Raw genomic sequence first — 20,715 nt, 5'->3', positions numbered from 1 at the left:
CAAAAGAGGTGATCCCGTCCAAACGGAATCACCTCTTCGGTTTTTAAGAAAATGCAAAGTAAATGATGAATAACCCACAAAGGATGTACATGATTGGATGAACTTCTTTCCATTTTTTCAAGGAAATCATCGCAAATGGATAAAGAATGAAACCTAATGCGATCCCTGTTGCAACACTGAAGGTTAAAGGCATCATAATAATCGTTACAAAAGAAGGAATGACCACTTCAAGACGATTCCAATTGATATGCCTGACTTCCGTAGCCATCAATGCACCGACAATAATAAGTGCAGGGGCAGTCACTTCTGGAGTGATGACCGATAAGATGGGGGAAAAGAACAGGGCGACGGAGAAACAGATGGCAATCACGATAGACGTGAATCCGGTTCTTCCCCCGACGGCCACCCCGGCAGAGGACTCTACAAATGATGCTGTCGTTGAGGTCCCAAATATCGCTCCTGCCACTCCCGATGCAGAGTCAGCCAGGAGAGCGCGGCCTGCGTTCGGAATCTGATTATCCTTCATAATCCCTGCTTGACTGGCGACCGCAATCAAGGCACCTGCCGTATCAAAGAAAGCCACAAACAGAAAGGTAAAGATGACCGCCATGATTTCAAGAGTGAATATATCCCCTAAATGGTTGAATACCACTCCGAATGTCGGCTCGAGACTCGGAACACCACCAATAATGGAGTGAGGCACGGAGATTTGTCCCGCGACCATCCCAATGATGGTCGTTGCAACCATCCCATAGAATATCCCGCCTTTAATTCCCTTCACCAACATCATCAGGGTAATGATAAAACCAAACACAGCAAGTAGTGTCGGTGGGGAAGAAAGGTTCCCAATCGATACAAATGTTTCAGGGTTGGCAACGACGAGCCCTGCATTTTTAAAACCAATGAATGCCACGAAAAAACCGATGCCGCCGGCAATGGCAAATTTTAAATCCTGCGGGATGACATTGATGATCTTTTCACGAATTTTCATGACACTTAAAATCATAAAGATGATGCCTGCAATAAATACTCCTGTCAGGGCAATTTCCCAGTCCACTCCCATTCCGATACATACCGAAAAGGTAAAGAACGAGTTGAGTCCCATGCTGGGGGCGATCCCGATCGGAAAGTTTGCCAGTAGACCGATTAACAGTGATCCAACTATCGCTGATAGAGCGGTCGCTGTAAATAATGCCCCTTTATCCATTCCGGCCTGACTCAGGATGATGGGGTTCACAACAAGAATATAAGCCATCGACAGGAAAGTCGTGACACCTGCTAACGCTTCTCTTCTATAATTTGTCCCTCTTTCAGCAAATTGAAAGAATGTTTTCATACTTAACCCTCCGTGTAGATAAAATAAAAAAACTCCGGTGACTGAATCAACCAGAGTGTATCTACAGGATAAAATAATTCCATTGGTCATACTTTATCTTGTAGACAAGCCATTTAAGGTAGCTGGTAGAAACGTTCAAGCCATATTCTTGAACTTATACAAGGTGCATCTTTATTTGGTATAATTGAATTAGGAGAATCATAACAACTGACTATCTTCCGGTCAATGGAACCGGTAAAAGTTCGTGAATTCATTATTTTCTAAATTGATGATTTATTATTAAAAATAGCATACGCCCTATACATCATTCCTGAAAAAAGCTATATTTAGTGGATACAAACAATGAGTAGAGAAAACGTAAGTTAATACGTGAATAAATATTGGAGGAATAAATATAATGTCTTCTTTAAAACCAGGTACAGTAGAGGATTTATACGTTGATCACGAAGTGCCATACGGTTTCTTTCTAACGAATGATATCGATCGTGTACTTCTGCATCACTCTGAAATAACTGAAGAAATCCAAGAGGGAGATACGGTGAAAGTATTTCTTTATCATGATAAGGACGTGCGCTTGACAGCGACCATGCGAATCCCTAAAGTGCAAGTCGGTGCATACGGTTGGGCAGAAGTAGTGGATAAGAGGGAAGATTTAGGCGTATTTGTGAATATTGGATTGCCTAAGGATATTTTGGTCTCATCAGATGATCTTCCAAAATTCCAGGAGCTTTGGCCGAACCCTGGCGATCAGCTGTTTCTTACCTTAAATCGCGATAAGCAAGACCGGTTATACGGAAGATTGGCCACTGAAAACATCATTGAACAGGTATCAAGAAGAGCATCCGCTGAAATGATGAATGCCAAAGTGCAGGGAAGGGTTTATCGACTTCTGAGAGTAGGGACTTTCTTTTTATCTGAACAAGGATATCGCTGCTTCGTTCACATGAATGAGCGAAAAGCGGAGCCAAGACTCGGGGAACTGGTTGAAGGAAGGGTCATCGACGTGAAGGATGACGGAAACCTGAATGTTTCGTTCTTACCATTGAAGCAGGATAAAATGCAGGATGATGCTGAAGTCATCCTTGAGTATCTGGCAGTTCGGAACGGTGCGATTCCATTTTGGGATAAGAGTCAGCCGGAAGAAATCAAAGATCGATTCAATATGAGTAAAGCATCCTTTAAACGGGCTCTTGGAAAACTGATGAAAGATAATAAGGTGTACCAGGAAGAAGGCTGGACGTATCTAAGGAAATAAATGATCTCAACATGAAGAAGAGTGCTGACAAATTGTCAGCACTCTCTTCTATATTCAGTATGATCCGTTTTGCTTGACCTGATGACGTTCCTTCTTTGTTTGGACCGGTCTAATCGGTAAAAGTGATCCGACAAGGGCGATAATGGCACACCCAATGAGTACGTGTGAATAGCCATTCAAAGCAATCGTAGACAGCACTCCGAACACAACAAGGTCCAAGCCTGAATCCACAATGGACAGAAGGGAGATGGTCGTCGCTCTGATCCCGGACGGAATTAAATCATTGCTTAATTGTGAATAAATCGGGTAACGGACTGCCCGGACAAGCCTTAATAAGAAAAATGAACCTAATACAATCCATAAAGAAGACCCGAACAAGCCGGATATGAGTAACCCCGCTGCCGCTGATAAACCAGATATATTCATGAGCATCACCCTGGAATAGCGTGCTGTCATCCAACCGATTGAATTCGATGCAATATAGCCAAGAATGGCAGAAACTGCATAAAAGACTCCAATCAAGTAGACGGGCACCCCAGCATCCTGTAAAAGCGGTTGATCAAAGTATTGGTAAACGGCACCAGCCGGAATGAAGACCAATGTTACGTTTAAAAACATCAACAATAACTGGGGTGCCTGGCGTATCACCCTGATACCACTCTTTATTTGGGAAAAAGGGTTTTCTTTCTGAAATGAATCAACAGACGGCTGCTTGACTGAAAGGATTAAGAATAGTTCTATTAAGTGAAAGACTAAACCCAGTAAGATGAGCAGAGTGAATTGACTCTCCGCCAGATCCCTCGCCAAATAGGAACCGAAAAGGACGGCAATCAGCATACTGATAAACGAGGCTGATTGAATCTTTCCCATGGCATGATCCATTCGATTTTCTTCATTTGACTCTTTGAGGGAATCATAGATTAATGCCTCATCGGCTCCGGAAAAAAAGGTTACGCTGAATCCATTGATGAAGCTGTATAAGAAGAACATCCAAGGTTCATAGGCGAATAAAAGCAGTGTGATACTAAGGAACTTAAGTAAAGAACCGAATAGAAAAGAATATTTGGCACCAAACCGATCTGCAAATATTCCAGTCGGTACCTCCCCGAGTAATACGGCACCGCTCCAGAACATGAGCACAATTAAAATATCAGAAGAGGTTAACCCTCTTTCGAAATAGAATAACGTTAGTACGGGTTGAAGAAAACTGATTGTGCCAAAAAAAGAAATCCAAAATAACACCCGAATGTTATGGGCTGCAAGTGTTTGTTTCGTCATAATTTGTCTCCTGCTTCCTGTGTTTTTATATTTCCCGGAAGAAGGAGCGTCGTTTCGTTAATCCAGAACGTTCACTCCTTCTTGGAATAGTGAAAGTGTTTTGAATGTTTTTTGCATGATATTTCCTCCTCGTATTTTATGAATCAAGTGTAGCATAAGCAGGAGAAAAAGAAGAAGTTTTTATTCGATATTATCCTTTATTCGCAGAAAGGGGCGTGGGTCAATGAAAGAGGTTGTTATAGACGTATTGCAGTCCAGAGGGACCTATTATGAGATTGGTGTTCAATTCGGTAAGGAACTCCGTCAGTCGCCACTCTATTCCCACCATCAAAAGAGACGAAAGAAGTCATTGAGAGATTATAATGTAAAGATGGATGAAGCAGAGAGACTACTCCGACATTTCGCACCCGGATTATGGGATGAATTAAATGGACTATCCTATGGTTTACAGTGGTCATTGGCTGATACCATACATGAATATTCGGGCTTTCAACAGGAGTGGGTGAATTCAGGTTGTTCGTCTTTGGCGAAGGATGGAATTTATGTGAGGAATTATGATTATCACCCGAAAACGTATGAAGGCAGGCTGATACTTGTGAAGCCTGCGGGTGGATATGCATCTATCGGATTTTCAGGAAGGGGAATCGGACGAATAGACGGGTTGAACGAAAAAGGATTGGCAGTCGGTTTTCATTTCGTGAATCGAATAAAGCCGGGAGAAGGGTTCATTTGTACAACGATCGCCCGCATCCTTCTGGACACATGTAAAAATACAGACGAAGCCATCGAAGTGTTGCGCAGGCTCCCACACAGACACAGTTTTAACTATTCTCTATACGACCAAAGTGGCAAAGCTGCCGTGGTAGAAGCTTCTCCGAGAGGTATAGGGGTGTATCACCATTCAACCTTAAGTTGTACCAACCATTTTCAGATGAATCATATGAAAAAGGATAACAGACATTATTTAAAGGACTCTCAAAAGAGGCTGGATATATTACGGACCGTGCAGGAAAAGGCATTAACTATGAAGGAGGCATTCAACCTGTTTAACCGAGGAGACAGCCCGATTTTCAAGAAAGCGTATGATGCTTGGGCAGGAACGATTCATACATGTGTCTTTCAATGTGAATCACTGCGATGCTTAATCGGATTTGGAGAAAGTTCCAATGGAGTGGTGGTGGACTTTCAAGATTGGATCAGGGGAAGTGATATTCCCATCCGGAAAATTTCAGGGGAGTTCGATACAAACGAGCCGTTCTTATTTATGGAAGAAGTGCAGGAATAAGGGGGGAACCGAGCAAATCAAGGGATTTACGGCTTAACATTGTGGAGGACTTCCTCGGTTCTTATTTTTAAAATGTGCCTATTCATAAAAATGTATGAGCGGTTCTAAATAAAAAAACTCCTTTCTATAGCCATTAGTTTGGCAAAAGGAGTTTTTCATGCTATTAATTGTTTTTCCAATTTCCATCTATGAATTCATCGCGCCCAGACTTTGCGCGATCTTGATTGTATTCCTCTGGATTCGTTTTATAGAATTTTTGATGGTAGTCTTCTGCCGGATAAAAGGTTGTGGCAGGAAGGATTTTGGTGACGATTGGCTTTTTGAATCGTCCGCTTTCTTCTATCGTGTTTTTGGACCCCGCAGCTAATTGTTTCTGGTGTTCATTGTGATAGAAGATAGCTGTTCGGTACTGTTCGCCGCGATCATGGAATTGACCACCATCATCAGTCGGGTCGATCTGGGGCCAGTATAGCTCCAATAGCCTTTCGTAAGGAAACAGAGCGGGATCAAAGGTGATCTGAACCACTTCATAATGCCCGCTGTCACCGGCTTTAATATCCTCATACGAAGGGTCTTTTAGATGACCGCCCGAATATCCCGATACGACATCAATGATCCCTGGCAGCTCATCGAACGGCTTTACCATGCACCAAAAACACCCTCCTGCAAAGGTAGCGACTTCTCTATCATTCATTTAATAAACCTCCTGTACCATATGTAAAGCAGTAAAGCGATAGCTTGAACAGATTCTACCACGAAAGCATCAAAGGAACAATCAAAATACCTTGTCTAAAGGAGATGCTACTATTATTACGAACAGCCAATTCTACAATTTTCAACAATTTCATGAAAATACATTTCCTAACCAAGGGAATTTGTGTATAATTCTTTTGAACGGAACAATTAAATAAGTTACGAGATCAGGTGAAGCGGTAGATATGAACTCTTCTTAGCTTCTTAATAGGGAAGTTGGTGTAAATCCAACGCGGTCCCGCCACTGTAAATGGGAGTGAGCTGAAATTATACCACTGTGCAGACATGTACGGGAAGGTGTCAGCAAACTATGACCATGAGCCAGGAGACCTGCCTGATTTTAATCGCACCAAATCTACGCGGATAGAAAGGTGTAATATGCATGTTTCATGTAATGAAAACCTTTTTATGCATCTTACACAACATCTCTAGTCCACTGGAGATGTTTTTTTGTCTGTCAATATGTTGAGAAACAGGGGGAATAAGGAAATGAAACACACATTAAAGGCCTTACTTGCATTGTTAGTAGCCATCGGATTCTTGACAGCATGCGGAACGAATGACGGCGATCAAACGAAGAAAAAAGAAACAGCAGAAGTTACTCAGGATGGATCCGGGTATCCTTTATCGTTGGATGACGCGCTTAATAATAAAGTCACGCTGGAAGAACAACCTAAACATATCGTTTCATTAATTCCGAGTAATACTGAGATTTTATTCGAGCTTGGGCTAAATAAGGAAATTGTCGGTGTCACAGATTTTGATAACTTTCCGAAAGAAGCCGCCGATAAAGAAAAAATCGGTGGAATTGAGTTTAACGTAGAGAAAATCGTCAGCTTAGATCCAGACCTGGTTCTTGCCCACGAATCTACTGCAAAATCAGCAGAGGAAGGTTTGAATCAGTTGAAAGATGCCGGAGTGAATGTATTCATCGTCCAAGACGCTAAAAGTTTTGAAGAAGTATATAATACAATTCAGGATATCGGGACACTTGTCGGTAAGGAAAATCAGGCGGAGTCCGTTGTTTCTGAAATGAAGTCAGATTTGGATTCCATTCAGGAAAAAGCAAGTGAAGTATCCGAAAAGAAGAAGGTCTATGTGGAAGTTTCACCTTCACCTGACATTTATTCAACAGGTAAGAATACGTTCATAGATCAAATGCTTTCAATGGTCAATGCGGAAAACGTGATGAGCGATCAAGAAGGTTGGGTACAGGTGAACCAGGAAGCTGTCATTTCGTCAAACCCTGACGTAATCATCACTACATATGGTTATTACAGTGAAAATCCGAAAGAACAGATAATGGGAAGAGAAGGATGGGAAGATGTGACGGCAGTTAAGAATGGAGATGTTCACGATGTCCATTCAGATTTAGTCACAAGGACCGGTCCAAGATTGGTTGAAGGAGTAGAGGAAATTGCAAAATCGATCTATCCAGAGGTATTTGCAGAATAAAATAGGGATTACATACGGATTGGCAGGGCTATTCATACTCACAGCGATGCTTGCAGGCATTTCGATCGGTACGATATCGATTCCACCGATGGATATTGTATACATCGTAGGTTCGAAGTGTTTCGGTTTTCAATTACCTGATACGGTCGATCCCATGTTTGTGAACATCGTATATACCATCCGACTCCCGAGAGTATTGTTGGCTCTATTGGTCGGAAGCTCCTTAGCCATTGCAGGGGCGTCTTTTCAAGGGCTATTACGTAATCCTCTGGCTGATCCATATACACTGGGTGTGTCTTCAGGAGCTTCGGTAGGGGCAGTTATCACATTGTTTTTCCATTGGAGTATTCCGTTCATCGGGAAGTTTACGCTTCCCTTTTTCAGTATTGTTTGTTCAATCATCACCGTATTTCTCGTTTTATGGTTCGCCCAAAAGGTTGAAAAGACCATGAAGGTCGAAACCATTATATTGACAGGAATCATCTTCAGCTCGTTTCTTGGCTCGGTGATTTCATTGATGATCGCACTCACAGGTGAAGAACTAAGGCAGATCATCGGCTGGCTTCTTGGAAGTGTATCCATGAGAGGATGGGATTATGTTGCGATCATCTTGCCTTTTTTTCTCATTGGAGTGGGGTTACTCATTCTAAACGGCAAGGAATTGAACGGGATGAGCTTCGGGGAAGAACAGGCCCGTCATATCGGTATCTCGGTTCAAAAAAGGAAGCTGATCATTTTGATTGCCGGAAGCATCCTGACGGGGGCAGCAGTCTCCGTATCGGGAACGATCGGATTTGTTGGACTTGTGATTCCTCATTTTCTGCGAAGAATAGTAGGACATGATCATTTGCATTTACTTCCCCTATCAATCCTTGTGGGTGGAGGGTTCCTCGTTCTCGCAGACCTGCTTTCCAGAACGATCATCGCTCCGACCGAACTTCCGATTGGAGTGATTACCGCCTTGGTCGGCGCACCGATGTTTGCTTATATTCTTTTAAAGAAAAGGGGTCTTTCATCATGATCGATGTAAACGGGGTTTCAGTTGGGTACGACGGTCATAAGATCGTGGAAGACATAAATTTTCATATAGAAAAAGGAGAGTTCTTTGGAATACTTGGTCCGAATGGGAGTGGGAAGACGACCTTACTGAAAGCGATGACGGGTGTTCTTCCTTTGATGGATGGAGCAATCACATTGAAGGAAAAACCACTTCATCACTTTTCTTCGAGAGAATTGGCTACGCATGTAGCGGTATTACCACAGATATCGACTGAAACATTTTCATATGAAGTAAGGGAAACGGTGATGCTTGGGAGATATGCTCATCAGAAAGGTTTCTTTAAGGCTACGACTGACCGGGATGTTGAAATGGTCGACAAAGTGATGGAGCAGACAGGGATTTCTACGTTTCAGAACCGCTATCTTCATGAATTGTCAGGTGGCGAGCGACAACGGGTGTTCCTCGCCCAGGCTCTTGCCCAGGAACCTCAAATCTTACTACTGGATGAGCCTACTAATCATCTTGATCTTTCCTATCAGAAGTCCCTATTGGATTTGATTAAAACTCAAACAGATCAGGAAAAACTAACGGTGGTGGCCATTTTTCACGATTTGAATTTAGCGAGCCTATACTGTGATCGTTTACTGCTATTGGACCAGGGCAAAATGAAACTTCTTCACCACCCTGAGGAAGTGCTGAAAGAAGAACATATCGAAGAAGTATATCATACGAAGGTTCAGAAACACGCTCATCCATTGGTGGCCAAACCACAGATGGTGATCGTACCCGAAGGCCCCCTCACTGAGAACCTGATTTTGGATGAAAGGTATTTGACATTGACAGAAGAATACATCCTTTTCTCGGCACCATTTCCGTTGAAATGTATGTCTTCGGGTATTATTGGAGCAGGAATCGGTTGGTACGCTCATTTTATGAACCGTCGGGTACCCGTTGATTATGACTGCCGGGATTACAAACAAGATATGAATGAGTATCTCGTAACGAAAGAACTGGATTCGTCTTTATCTGTCGGTATGATGACGGCTCTGAATTTAACTAACATGACTTGCGAGCGGTTTGAAATGAAGGGGAAATCGATTTTCGTCGTCGTGACCGCAGGTGTTGGAAATGCCATGGATGTATCAGCGAGTTTTCAATATGATATTGAGTCTAAACCGGGTACGATCAATACCTGGGTCTTCATTAATGGGAATTTATCAGATGAAGCATATATCGAAGCCCTCGTCACATCCACGGAGGCAAAGGTGAAAGCACTGAATGATATGGATATAAGGGACAAAAGGAACGGAAATGTAGCAACCGGAACACCTACAGACAGCATTCTGATTGCTTCCAGTCAAAAAGGGGAGCTTGAACCTTTTGCAGGACCGATTACTCCAATAGGAAAGTTGATTGGCAGAGGAGTTTATGAAGTAACTAAAAAAGCCATCCAACGTTATATGGGTAAAAACGGGGAAGGTCATTAAAAAGTGTGCAAAAAGCATGGCTACATAATTAACAGAAGGGGAGAGAAGTTTTGATGCAACTTTATACAAGAACCGGGGACAAAGGTCAGACAAGTTTAATCGGGGGAAGGGTCGATAAGGATCATATCCGGGTCGAAGCATACGGGACACTGGATGAAGTAAATTGCTTCGTTGGTCAGGCAATTTCTGAATTGGATCATGAGCGTTTTGACGATATAGTGATGGATTTAGTTACTATCCAGAACGAACTCTTTGACTGCGGTGGAGATTTATCCAATGTATCAAAAAAGAGAAGAAACAAGCTTCAAATTGATTCCGTACATGCTTTGGAAGAAAAGATAGACGGTATGATCAAAGAAGCTCCACCTCTTGAAAAGTTCATACTCCCGGGTGGTACGAAGGCTTCTGCAAGTATTCATATTGCCCGTACCGTTGCAAGGAGGGCAGAGAGGTGTATCGTATCCCTTTCGAAGACAGACGGAGACTTTTCTGTGGTTACGTTACAATATATCAACCGACTATCAGACTACTTTTTTGCCTTGGCACGCGTGATCAATCATCGCAGTAACGTGAAAGACGTAGAATACTTACGCAGTGCCAACGTATTTTCTACCGGTAAAGTTAAGAAAAACATCGAAAAGTAGTTCGAATACTCTCTTTTTCTTCTTGTAATTAGAGGGGATTATAGAAAGTATGCAATTGTTTATTAATGAAGAGAACAACTAAATACTTTTAATGATATTTATGGTAAACTATATTCTCGGGGTGGACCGGTATGGAGAAAAGTGTTAGTTTATCCAGTATTCAGTGATTGTCAATTTCAATTGTATAGAGTACTATTTCATATTATCATCGGTTCATCATGAATGTCATAAAAGTAGGTGAAGAAATGGAGTCACGACTAGATAGAAAGACCAAAAAGAAAAAACGTGGAAGAAAAGTGATTTTGGTATTATTAATCCTTATTTTCAGTTTGATCGGTTACGCTGCTTTTCAATTTTACAGTGGTTATAAAATGGCTGGTGAAGACCAGATGCAGAAAGATTATAAATTCAACGGAGTAAAAGATGAAAATGGGAAAGTTAACGTTTTGTTATTGGGAGTCGATAGCAGGGGCGAGGAGAAATCAAGGACAGACACCATGATGCTCGCACAGATTGATCCAAAAACAAATGAAACCAAACTCGTATCTTTTATGAGAGATATTTATGTAGAAATACCAGGTTATAAAAATTATAAACTGAATACGGCATTTTATTTAGGTGGTCCTGAATTGCTGCGCAAGACGATTAAACAGAACTTTGATTTGGATATTCAGTACTATATGATTGTCGATTTTAAAGGTTTTGAACAGTCAGTCGACATCCTTGCACCAAAAGGAATTGAAATGGATGTTGAAAAAGCCATGTCAGAAAACATCGGTGTTTCCCTCGAACCGGGTGTCCAAAACCTGAACGGAAAAGAATTACTCGGCTATGCCAGATTCCGTCATGATGGAAATGGTGACTTCGGAAGGGTTGAAAGACAGCAAAAAGTGATTGCTGCCCTTAAAGATGAAGCCTTATCCATCGGAGGCGTAACAAAGCTTCCGAAAATGGCAGGATCCATTCAGCCATATATTCAGACGAATATGAGTAAACTGGATCAAATCTCAATCGCGAAAGATATCCTCCTTACTAACAGTAGTGATATGGACAAGCTAACCTTGCCAGTAGAAGGTTCATATACAAATGGAAGTTACAGTGGAGTGGGCTCCGTTCTCGAAATTGACTTTGAAGAAAATATTCAAGCTTTAAAAGACTTCCTGAGTGGAAAAAGCTCAGACGATACAACAAACGAATAAATCTGAAAATCCCGTTAAGCCTTTGAATGCTTAACGGGATTTTTTTGCTTTGGAGTGGACTTGATGGAACGGACTCTGGAACTGCGCTAACAAGGATCAAGGTCAAAAATCGATCCATTATCAATCAAATCCTAAAAGTATAAATTCTGATTATGCGCTCTCTCAGCCAATCTAGAGCCTTCAGAAGGAATCTGAATAAAATAAATGGTAATGATAACGCTTCCACTAGCTATTTCGGCTAATTCCTTACTACTTCCTTTAATGCTCTTGATATCATTCATCAGCATGTTACGATTATAAACGTTGTGAACAAAACACCCGCCAAACAAGGTTTTTGGCGACATGAAACAACCATGATCTTAAAAATTTTTTCTTAAACTTTACATTAAATGTTCGATTGAAAACGAAAAAAAGTGTTTTGAGAAGAACTTACCATAAAATAAGGAACGGGAGTGGATATGATTGTTAAATAATAAAACGATAGCATTTCTGGGTGCAGGTAATATGGCTGAAGCAATGATTTCAGGAACAGTACAGAGTGGAAAGATTCCAGCTGATCAAATCATTGTTTCCAATAGAAGCAATTACGGAAGACTTCAAGAAATGAAAGCTAAATATGATATCACTGCAATAATGAAAGACGATCTGCCCTTTAACGAAATAGATATCCTCATTCTTGCAATGAAGCCAAAGGATATCGATAAAGCATTAGATTCCATCAATCACCTGGTCAGAAATGATACGGTGATCATGTCGGTACTGGCAGGGATCACGACTTCCCATATGGAAGTACAGTTACCTGCAGGTCAGCCTGTCATCCGTGTCATGCCAAATACATCAAGTATGCTGAAGGAATCTGCAACGGCAATCAGTGCCGGAAGATTCACTTCAAGAGAAGATATGGAGAACGCAGAAGAATTATTATCAAGCATCGGAGAAGTATTCGTCATCGAGGAGAGTCAGATGGACATCTTCACCGGAATTGCCGGAAGCGGTCCAGCTTACTTCTACTATTTAATGGAACATATCGAAAAGACGGGTGCTGAAGCAGGATTAGACCCGAAATTGGCTCGTAAAATCGGAGCTCAAACCATTTTTGGAGCAGCCAAAATGATGTTGGAGCGAGAAGAATCACCAACTCAACTAAGAGAAAATGTAACATCCCCAAACGGTACTACGGCTGCAGGACTTGATGCATTAGCTCAGTTCGGTGGAGGTAAAGCCATCTCAGAAGCTGTTAAGGGAGCAGAAAAACGCTCGAAAGAAATCAGCTCATCCTTACAGTCCAAAGAATTAGTCACAAGCTAATAACCCAACTTATAACAAACACCTCATATATATTATTTACCAACCATACTCGAAATACAGGTCTGTCCCTGCATATAGAAAGAGGGGCAAGGGACGGACCTTATTACTAGGAGTGATTGAATGTCCCAAAATAAGAAACGTATCGTGATTAAGATTGGAAGTAGTTCATTGACAAGCTTACATGGAGAAATGAGCCGCAGGAAGCTTGAGCGACTTGTGGATGAGGTTGTCCGCTTAAAGGATGACGGTCATGAAGTCTTGCTTGTTTCGTCAGGAGCAGTTGCAGCAGGTTATCGGAAATTGGGTTGCTTGACACGTCCAAGTTCGTTGCCTGAGAAGCAGGCCGCAGCAGCTATTGGCCAAGGGCTATTAATTGAAGCGTATTCTGATCTGTTAATTTCAAATGGATATGTGGCTTCTCAAATTCTGATCACTCGTAGTGATTTTTCTGATGAAGATCGATATAACAATGCAAGAAACACGATTAATGTCCTACTCGAAAGAGGGATTATCCCGATTGTGAATGAAAATGATACTGTAACGATTGACCGTTTGAAATTCGGAGATAATGACACACTATCCGCCAAAGTCGCTGCACTAGTTGATGCTGATCAACTCATCATTCTATCAGATATTGATGGGCTATATGATTCGGATCCACGTAAAAATCCAGAAGCTGAACTGCTGGAGAGTGTGACTGAAATCACGGAAGATATTGAAGACATGGCAGGAGAGCCGGGAAGCTCAGTCGGTACTGGCGGCATGAGATCAAAGATCGATGCATTTAAGATTACAATGGCATCAGGCATACCTGCGTTCCTTGGTAAATCCGGACATACTAACATCATTTATGATGCTGTTCAGCATACGGCGAAAGGAACCTATTTTGAATCGACGGAAGATTCGGTCAATCTTGATTCCAAAAAGCAATGGATTGCGTTCAATTCGGGTCCAGAAGGTGAAATCACTATCGATGCAGATGCGAAAGACCGTATCTTGGAACAGAAAGAAAGCTTAACCATCGATGATATTTATACTGTGAAAGGCCGTTTTGATAAGGGTGCAGTCGTACGCATCCTGGATAACCGCAACGAAGAAGTCGGTCTTGGAATGGTCAACTATCGTTCCGGCCAACTGAAGAATCCTACAGACATAAAAGCCGATGAGATCGCAGTAGAAATTGATCAGCTCGTATGCCATGTGGAATTTCCCATTCCAGTAGGGGTTTAATTGATTACAAATATAATAATTATAAAATTGATTCATTTAAGTATATAGCTTTTTAAAATAATCAGGAGGTATTTGATGACTTTAACTGTAGAAAAAACCGATGTGAAAAAACAGGCTATATTGGCTAAAAAAGCTTCTAAGACGCTAAGTATGCTGACAACGGAACAAAAAAATAAAGCCCTTCATATCCTTGCCGACCATTTAGAAGCAAACTACGGATCCATTCTAAAACAGAACGAAAAAGATCTTGAGAGAGGCAGGGAGAAAGGATTTGAAGCGGCCTTTATGGATCGTTTATCTCTCTCTAAAGAACGGGTTGAAGACTTTGCAAGCGGTCTTCGCCAAGTGGCTGACCTGGAAGACCCGACTGGTAAAGTGGTTTCAGATTGGACCTTGGAAAATCAGCTGCAAGTTCAAAAAATGACCGTTCCGCTCGGTGTCATCGGAATGATTTATGAGGCGCGGCCGAACGTGACGGTGGACGCTACAGGTCTTGCATTGAAATCAGGTAATGCCATCATCTTGAAAGGTGGATCGAATGCCATAACGTCGAATAAAGCCATTGTGGACGTTATGCATGAGGCATTGGAACAAACAGATATCCCAAAGGATGCCGTACAATTCATCAACACTACAGATCGCGAGGCAACAAGTGAATTATTTACAATGAAAGAACATATTGATGTGCTGATTCCCCGTGGAGGTGGTGCATTGATCAACGCCGTCGTCAATAATGCAACGGTCCCTGTCCTGGAGACAGGAGTAGGGAACTGTCACATATATATTGATAAGGAAGCTGAACTGGAAAAAGCATTGAACATCATCATTAATGCCAAAACGGACCGACCTGCGGTTTGTAATGCGGCTGAAACCGTCATTCTTCATGAGAAATGGTTCGATGAACATAAGGATGCCTTTGTTGAAAAATTGAAAGATCATCGTGTTGCCATTCATGGTGACGAAAAAGTGGTTGAAGTGATCAAAGATGCCAAACTTGCAGGCGAAGAAGATTGGGCAAACGAATATTTAAGTCTTGATATTGCCGTTAAAGTTGTGTCTTCACTAGATGAAGCCGTGGAACATATAGAGGAATACGGTACCAAACATTCAGAAGCGATTGTGACGGAAAACAATGAAACAGCAAAAAAATTCATGATGCTCGTTGATGCCGCTGCTTTATATCATAATGCATCCACACGTTTCACAGATGGAGGAGCATTAGGATTCGGTGCTGAAATTGGCATTTCAACTCAGAAGTTGCATGCAAGAGGTCCGATGGGGCTTCCAGCGTTAACAACAGTGAAGTATATGATGCATGGAACTGGACAAATTCGATAATATATAAAAAACGCATGAGGTATTTTTCTCATGCGTTTTTTCATGTGCCATCGAATGTCAGCCCGATTCCTGAAGGAGGAATTCATGTAATCCACGGATCGTATGAACTTCTTGTTGATAACATAGTTTTAAAAGTCGTTCAAAGATCTCGGCCGTCATGATCGCATCATTTAAAGCATGGTGGCGGATACGATCTTGAATATCGAATTTCTTTATGAGAACATCCAAATAGCAGTCATCCCTGCCAAGTAAGCTATTGGCAAGCGAAAAGGAATCGACAAATTCAGGATCGAAAAAAGGCAGCTCCCACTTATTGATCCTTTTTTGAAGAAAATTAATGTCGAAGCTCGCGGGATGGGCCACCAGGATCGTTCCTTTGCTGAACTCCAAAAAGCGTTCCAACCCTATGGGTAGCGTCACACCATTTAAAAAATCTTTACGTCTTAGACCCGTAAACCTCTTCGTTTCTCTGGACACCGTTTGAAGGGGGTCGATCACCTGATAGAATGTATCGTCCCTTTGAACTTCTCCTTCTTTCACCTTTACAGCTCCTATCGATATGATTTCATCTCCAACTTCAGGAAAAAAACCAGTGGTCTCAAGGTCGAAAATCGTAAAGGTGCAGTGGAAGAGATGTTTTTTTTGAAGGGTCGGTTTTTCTTCTTCAAATTGTTTAAGGCCACGGGAAAGTTTATGGTAGGAAAGCTTTTCTTTTTCCCGCCTGACTTGATGGCGGAAGATGAATTGCTGCCATAAATAATACTTTAGTATCCGGTAGCCTACGTTAATACCTAGATTATCCATTAAACCACCCGGTTCCTATTGAAACTGATTTCCATCACCTGCTGCAGTCGATTGGCAATCTGGATGGATTCTTTTAATTTTTGACGATCCTCTTTCGAAAGGGTGCGGACATCGATGTCATTACTTAAAGGCTTTCCCTCACTAAGTTCACGCAGATTCTGTTGTGTTCTCAAGGAAAGGAGGATATGCATGGCCGTTTTTACATTTTCCGCATCCCTGGGGTGAAAGGCTTGTAACTTCTTCAATGCCTGTACCCTTTTGATTGTGTTCACTTCTTTTATCCCATACTTTACAGAATGAATCCGGATCATATTAACGATTTGTAAGAGCCCTGACTTTTTGATATTGAATAGATGATTTTTCGGCTTCAGGTTCACCCGGCCCAATGGACCAACGGGGAGTTTGAATCGAAGGGCATCTTTTCGTAAGAGTTGCTGCATATTAAGGGATCGTTTCGATTTTTCAGTCAGGTAATTCCGAATTTCTTCTGCGATGGAATAGTCTCCGAAAATCGGACGGAAGTCATAAAACATCGTGATGTTCTGGATTTCCTGTGCATCCATCTCGTGGAGCCACTCATCAATCGCCTTTTTCCAGTCCGTATAAGACCTTTTCCATTTTTGTTCCTTCGCCATGATCCCACCTGTACATTCAGGAAAGCCACATGCAGCAAGCTTTAAATTCAGCTTCTCGGTGAAGGCCTGAAAATAGAAATCAACTTTTTTAAGGTCGGATAAGTGATTATAATCATCAAGGATGATCCCATTATCCTGGTCAGTATGGAATCCCTGCTCACTTCGTCCCTGACTGCCCATGACAATAAAACAATAATTGATTGGGGCCGAACCGAACCCTTCCTGTCTCATTTCTTTTTCACTCAATTGAATGATTTTCCGGTGAAGCCGATCATTGTAATTGGATATCACTTCACAAATATCGAATCCAAAGCTGTCTTGTGCAAGAAGATCTTGAATGAACTGTTGGAACGTTTCGCTCTTCACCGTAGCCAGTTCGACCAGTTCCTCATTCGTCAAGGCCTTTTGAATTTTATAAGAAAGGTCCAGGTAATTCGAATCCTGTATATTGAGAAATGATGTACTGGTTAGAATCCCAACCACTACATCATTATGAATGATGGGGACGAAATCCACTTCTTCATGTTTAAAGTAAGATAGGGCCTCATATGCGAAGGACTCATCCCTGATCCAGAAAGGCTTTTCCTTCATCCAGTCTTTCACCTTATCAGAGATACTTGGATTGGTAATATAAGATAGGATTTCCCGTTGTGTAAGGATACCAAGCATCTTTTTATCCTGATCCACCACGACTAACCCATACGTGTCCTGTTCTTTCATCTTTGTGGCTGCATCAATGATGGTAGCATTTCTATCAATGAAAGTAGGGCTGTCCATGAGAGTATGGACTTTTGTGCGAAATAGATTGATGTTTTCATCATCGGTTTCAGTGGCAGACTTTACTTTAATTTCATCGTAGAGGGTTTTCATCCGATTGCCGATACTTTCAAATATGATTTTTGAAAAATCATTGTTTTTAGTCATGATGTCCAAAATCCGGTCTTTCTGAATTCGGAAAACCTTACAATCTTCTATTGCCTGGACTGAAAAAGTCATTTGCCCGCTCGTGAGCATGATCATGATGCCAATCAAGTCACCAGGGTAATAGAAGCGGAGTGAATATTGCTTTCCACTGGAACGATGGAGGACATTCTTGGCAAGTCCGGAGACAAGGAAGTAAATATCCAGTTCTTCCACCGTTTCATCTTCATGAAAGAGAAATTCCCCTTTCTTGAAAGTTGTGTATGTAGAACCGGAAATAATGTAATCCAGCTGTTCTGCTGATAGCACATCAAATGGATAGTGATCCCGAATAATTTGTAGTAATTCCTGCTGGTTCATCAAATACCTCCCGTTCGTGCTGGTTCCATAGTACTTTACCATAGAATCCCCTAATTTGAAAACGATAAAACGGGCCGGCAATCATAATAAGACACCCTGATATCAGGGTGTCTTGTCGATCATTCCGTTTGGTTCACAATCAGCAGGAAAACTTTCACAAGTCGCAGTTTAAGAGGCTTTATGTGCTTTTTCTACCTGCTTTTCCTTTTTCATGAAAGGCATCCACCAGTTCCAGTCACCAAGTAGCTTCATTAACGAAGGGACCAATATCATTCTGACGATGGTTGCATCAATGAAAATGGCGATGGCAATCCCTACTCCGATCTGTTTGACGGGCATTACACCTGTGAAGGCGAAAGCTCCCGTTATGACAATCATGATAAGAGCGGCTGAGGTGATGATTTTACTTGTTGAAGTAAGTCCCTCAATGGTAGAACGTGTGTTATCACCGGTTTCTTGATAAATTTCATGAATCCTTGAAATAAGGAATACCTCATAATCCATGCTAAGTCCGAAAACAAGACTGAATACCAAGACTGGAAGCACAAGGGCAATATCCGTTTCCGGGATTCCGAAGTGTCCACCCTGGAAAATCCATACTAAGATTCCGAATGTCGATGTAAGACTGATGATATTCATCAAAATGGCCTTCAATGGAATGATGATGGAGCGGAATGCGATCATCAGAATCAGGTAAGTCGAACCTAAAATGATGAACAGGCACAATCCTACTTTTTGATAAATCTCATCAAAGATTTCCTGATTGAATTTCACCTGTCCTCCAAACTGGAGGGGATGTGACCATTCTTTGTTACTCCATTCATTCACCAGTTCCTGAGCAGCGGATGATGATGAATCCAATGACAAGTGCACGGGAATCAATGCTTTGTCTCCCTGGATAAAACGATTCAATGCAGGATCAATCTTCTCCTTAGATTCGGGCTGCTGAATGGCCCCGAATAACTTTTCAGGAGAGTCGATATTCGTAGCTTTAAAGATAGAGTCCACTGAAGTCACAGCTGCTTCCTGGGTGAAATCTGAAAGGAGTTCATTCAAATCCTCCAATCCGTCTTTATTGGTCCAGCCATTCTCCCGTTTGGCGATCACATAAACCGTACTGCCTTCATCTGTCTTGAACTTTTCCTTAATAGTATCCATCGCCTGACGGGATTCAAATGTAGCAGGTAATGCCTCCGTATCAGGAATGGCAAGTTTCATAGACCGAACAGGCAAAATGCCGATCACTAAGACAAACAGAGCAAGCAGGGCAAGGAACACAGGTCTTTTCATGACAAACCCGGCAAACGCCCTCCATTTCTCGTGGGCATTTTTCTTCTGTTTGATCAGCATCCATTTATTTATGGACGTTCCGAGGAGCAGAAGAACGGAAGGGAGGAGTGATAATGCAGATACCACTGCTAGCATGACGACTACCATGCCCCCGATGGCGATAGTCTGGAATATATCGATTTCAATGAGCAGCATAGCTCCTAAACCGATGAATACACATAATGCAGAGAAAATGATCGATTTTCCAGCAGTTTGAATAGTGGTAAGGATCGCTTCCGGTATTGACCTCGTGGCCAGTTCTTCACGGTAGCGGTTAATGAACAGTAGAGAGAAGTCAATGCTCAGGGCAAGCCCGATCATTGGAACTACATTCAGCAGGAAAACGGATAATTCCATGCTGACGCCAATCAGAGCGAGAATCCCGAATGCCGTAACGACCGTTACCACTCCAATGATGATGGGAACAATGGAAGCAACAACCGAGCCGAATGCAAATAACAGGACAAGAAGAGCGAAAGGTAATCCTATCAATTCTGCCCGTTTCAGATCATCCTGACTTGCCTTATTAATATCTGAACTAATAATGGATGCCCCGGTCAATGATTGGCCTGGATTTTCTTTTACTAGTGCTTTGATTTGATTTATTTCGTCGGTGATATCAGACTCATCGAAGGATAAAACGGCGTACGCCACGTCGTTTTTCACTAATTTTTCATCTTGTAGTGGTGACTGTATAGAAGAGGTGACACCCAAGTGTTCTATGCTCTCGATTGTTTTCTTAATGGATGCCTGAAACCCTTCTGCAGATTGGAAATCCTGCTTTTCCATAAGCAACAAAATGGATGATTCGGGAAAATCAAACGAATCGGTCAATTCGTCGTTCACTTTTTCAAACTGTCCGTCAGTCCTAAAACCATCTCCGCCTAATATGGTGGGTAAGTCTGTTGCAAAATAAGCGAATATCCCCGCGATCATTACCCAGAGTACAATGATCCATTTATACAAACGGGTGATCCCTTTACCGAGCAGGTCCATCTCATCACACTCCTAAATTGAAAATCTTACATCCTGATTTATTGATATTTACATTACTTCTTTCAATAAAAAAGAATCAATCATTCAGTTTAATAGGTGGAG

The 20,715-nt window shown here is 41.9% G+C and carries 16 protein-coding genes and 2 riboswitches; of the genes, 10 read left to right on the top strand and 6 right to left on the bottom strand.

Annotated elements, in window-relative coordinates:
- Positions 1-43: 43 nt before the first annotated feature.
- Entirely contained in the window at positions 44-1,336 is a 1,293-nt protein-coding gene (locus AC0VXY_RS11980; RefSeq protein ID WP_475525377.1) for an NCS2 family permease, read from the bottom strand.
- An 81-nt stretch (positions 1,337-1,417) separates the two neighbouring features.
- A riboswitch (purine riboswitch) is annotated at positions 1,418-1,518 on the bottom strand.
- 215 nt (positions 1,519-1,733) lie between these two features.
- Between AC0VXY_RS11980 and AC0VXY_RS11975 the strand changes: the two genes are divergently transcribed.
- Complete coding sequence (locus tag AC0VXY_RS11975; protein ID WP_435990529.1) at positions 1,734-2,591, top strand: CvfB family protein; 858 nt, start codon at positions 1,734-1,736, stop codon at positions 2,589-2,591.
- A 54-nt stretch (positions 2,592-2,645) separates the two neighbouring features.
- Here AC0VXY_RS11975 and AC0VXY_RS11970 read toward each other — a convergent pair whose 3' ends face one another.
- Complete coding sequence (locus AC0VXY_RS11970) at positions 2,646-3,869, bottom strand: MFS transporter (protein ID WP_475525376.1); 1,224 nt, start codon at positions 3,867-3,869, stop codon at positions 2,646-2,648.
- A 223-nt stretch (positions 3,870-4,092) separates the two neighbouring features.
- On the opposite strand from AC0VXY_RS11970, the gene AC0VXY_RS11965 reads away from it, so the two are divergent.
- Entirely contained in the window at positions 4,093-5,154 is a 1,062-nt protein-coding gene (locus tag AC0VXY_RS11965; RefSeq protein WP_475525375.1) for a C45 family autoproteolytic acyltransferase/hydolase, read from the top strand.
- 163 nt (positions 5,155-5,317) lie between these two features.
- Here the strand turns inward: AC0VXY_RS11965 and msrA are convergent, their stop codons facing one another.
- The gene (gene msrA, locus AC0VXY_RS11960) at positions 5,318-5,848 is read right to left on the bottom strand and encodes a peptide-methionine (S)-S-oxide reductase MsrA (protein ID WP_475525374.1); all 531 of its coding nucleotides are present in this window, start codon (positions 5,846-5,848) and stop codon (positions 5,318-5,320) included.
- 211 nt (positions 5,849-6,059) lie between these two features.
- Positions 6,060-6,259, top strand: a riboswitch (cobalamin riboswitch).
- A gap of 137 nt (positions 6,260-6,396) precedes the next feature.
- Here msrA and AC0VXY_RS11955 point away from each other — a divergent pair.
- From AC0VXY_RS11955 to AC0VXY_RS11920, 8 genes are all read left to right on the top strand, one after another.
- Entirely contained in the window at positions 6,397-7,362 is a 966-nt protein-coding gene (locus AC0VXY_RS11955; protein ID WP_475525373.1) for an ABC transporter substrate-binding protein, read from the top strand.
- Entirely contained in the window at positions 7,325-8,383 is a 1,059-nt protein-coding gene (locus tag AC0VXY_RS11950) for a FecCD family ABC transporter permease (protein WP_475525372.1), read from the top strand. Before AC0VXY_RS11955 ends, AC0VXY_RS11950 begins: the two co-directional genes overlap by 38 nt.
- The gene (locus AC0VXY_RS11945) at positions 8,380-9,849 is read left to right on the top strand and encodes an adenosylcobinamide amidohydrolase (RefSeq protein WP_475525371.1); all 1,470 of its coding nucleotides are present in this window, start codon (positions 8,380-8,382) and stop codon (positions 9,847-9,849) included. The genes AC0VXY_RS11950 and AC0VXY_RS11945 overlap by 4 nt, the downstream gene beginning before the upstream one ends.
- A 53-nt stretch (positions 9,850-9,902) precedes the next feature.
- A complete protein-coding gene (locus AC0VXY_RS11940) occupies positions 9,903-10,493 on the top strand; it encodes a cob(I)yrinic acid a,c-diamide adenosyltransferase (RefSeq protein ID WP_475527862.1) in 591 nt (196 codons plus the stop codon).
- A 245-nt stretch (positions 10,494-10,738) separates the two neighbouring features.
- The gene (locus AC0VXY_RS11935) at positions 10,739-11,692 is read left to right on the top strand and encodes an LCP family protein (RefSeq protein WP_435990537.1); all 954 of its coding nucleotides are present in this window, start codon (positions 10,739-10,741) and stop codon (positions 11,690-11,692) included.
- A 462-nt stretch (positions 11,693-12,154) separates the two neighbouring features.
- Positions 12,155-13,000, top strand: a complete 846-nt coding sequence (proC, locus tag AC0VXY_RS11930; protein WP_475525370.1) for a pyrroline-5-carboxylate reductase — start codon at positions 12,155-12,157, stop codon at positions 12,998-13,000.
- A gap of 120 nt (positions 13,001-13,120) precedes the next feature.
- The gene (gene proB / locus AC0VXY_RS11925; RefSeq protein WP_435990539.1) at positions 13,121-14,230 is read left to right on the top strand and encodes a glutamate 5-kinase; all 1,110 of its coding nucleotides are present in this window, start codon (positions 13,121-13,123) and stop codon (positions 14,228-14,230) included.
- Between the two features lie 75 nt (positions 14,231-14,305).
- Positions 14,306-15,568, top strand: coding sequence for a glutamate-5-semialdehyde dehydrogenase (locus tag AC0VXY_RS11920; RefSeq protein ID WP_475525369.1), 1,263 nt, complete (start codon positions 14,306-14,308; stop codon positions 15,566-15,568).
- Positions 15,569-15,625: 57 nt separating this feature from the next.
- On the opposite strand, the gene AC0VXY_RS11915 is transcribed toward AC0VXY_RS11920, so the two are convergent.
- From AC0VXY_RS11915 to AC0VXY_RS11905, 3 genes are all read right to left on the bottom strand, one after another.
- Positions 15,626-16,372, bottom strand: coding sequence for a 3'-5' exonuclease (locus AC0VXY_RS11915; RefSeq protein ID WP_475525368.1), 747 nt, complete (start codon positions 16,370-16,372; stop codon positions 15,626-15,628).
- A complete protein-coding gene (locus AC0VXY_RS11910; RefSeq protein ID WP_435990542.1) occupies positions 16,372-18,288 on the bottom strand; it encodes a DUF294 nucleotidyltransferase-like domain-containing protein in 1,917 nt (638 codons plus the stop codon). The genes AC0VXY_RS11915 and AC0VXY_RS11910 overlap by 1 nt, the downstream gene beginning before the upstream one ends.
- A 168-nt stretch (positions 18,289-18,456) precedes the next feature.
- A complete protein-coding gene (locus AC0VXY_RS11905) occupies positions 18,457-20,613 on the bottom strand; it encodes an MMPL family transporter (RefSeq protein WP_475525367.1) in 2,157 nt (718 codons plus the stop codon).
- Positions 20,614-20,715 lie beyond the last annotated feature (102 nt).

The organism is Rossellomorea sp. QJM3NY_18 (assembly GCF_056173145.1).
The sequence above is the reverse complement of the archived record's forward strand: the minus strand, read 5'-3'. Positions and strand labels throughout refer to the sequence as shown.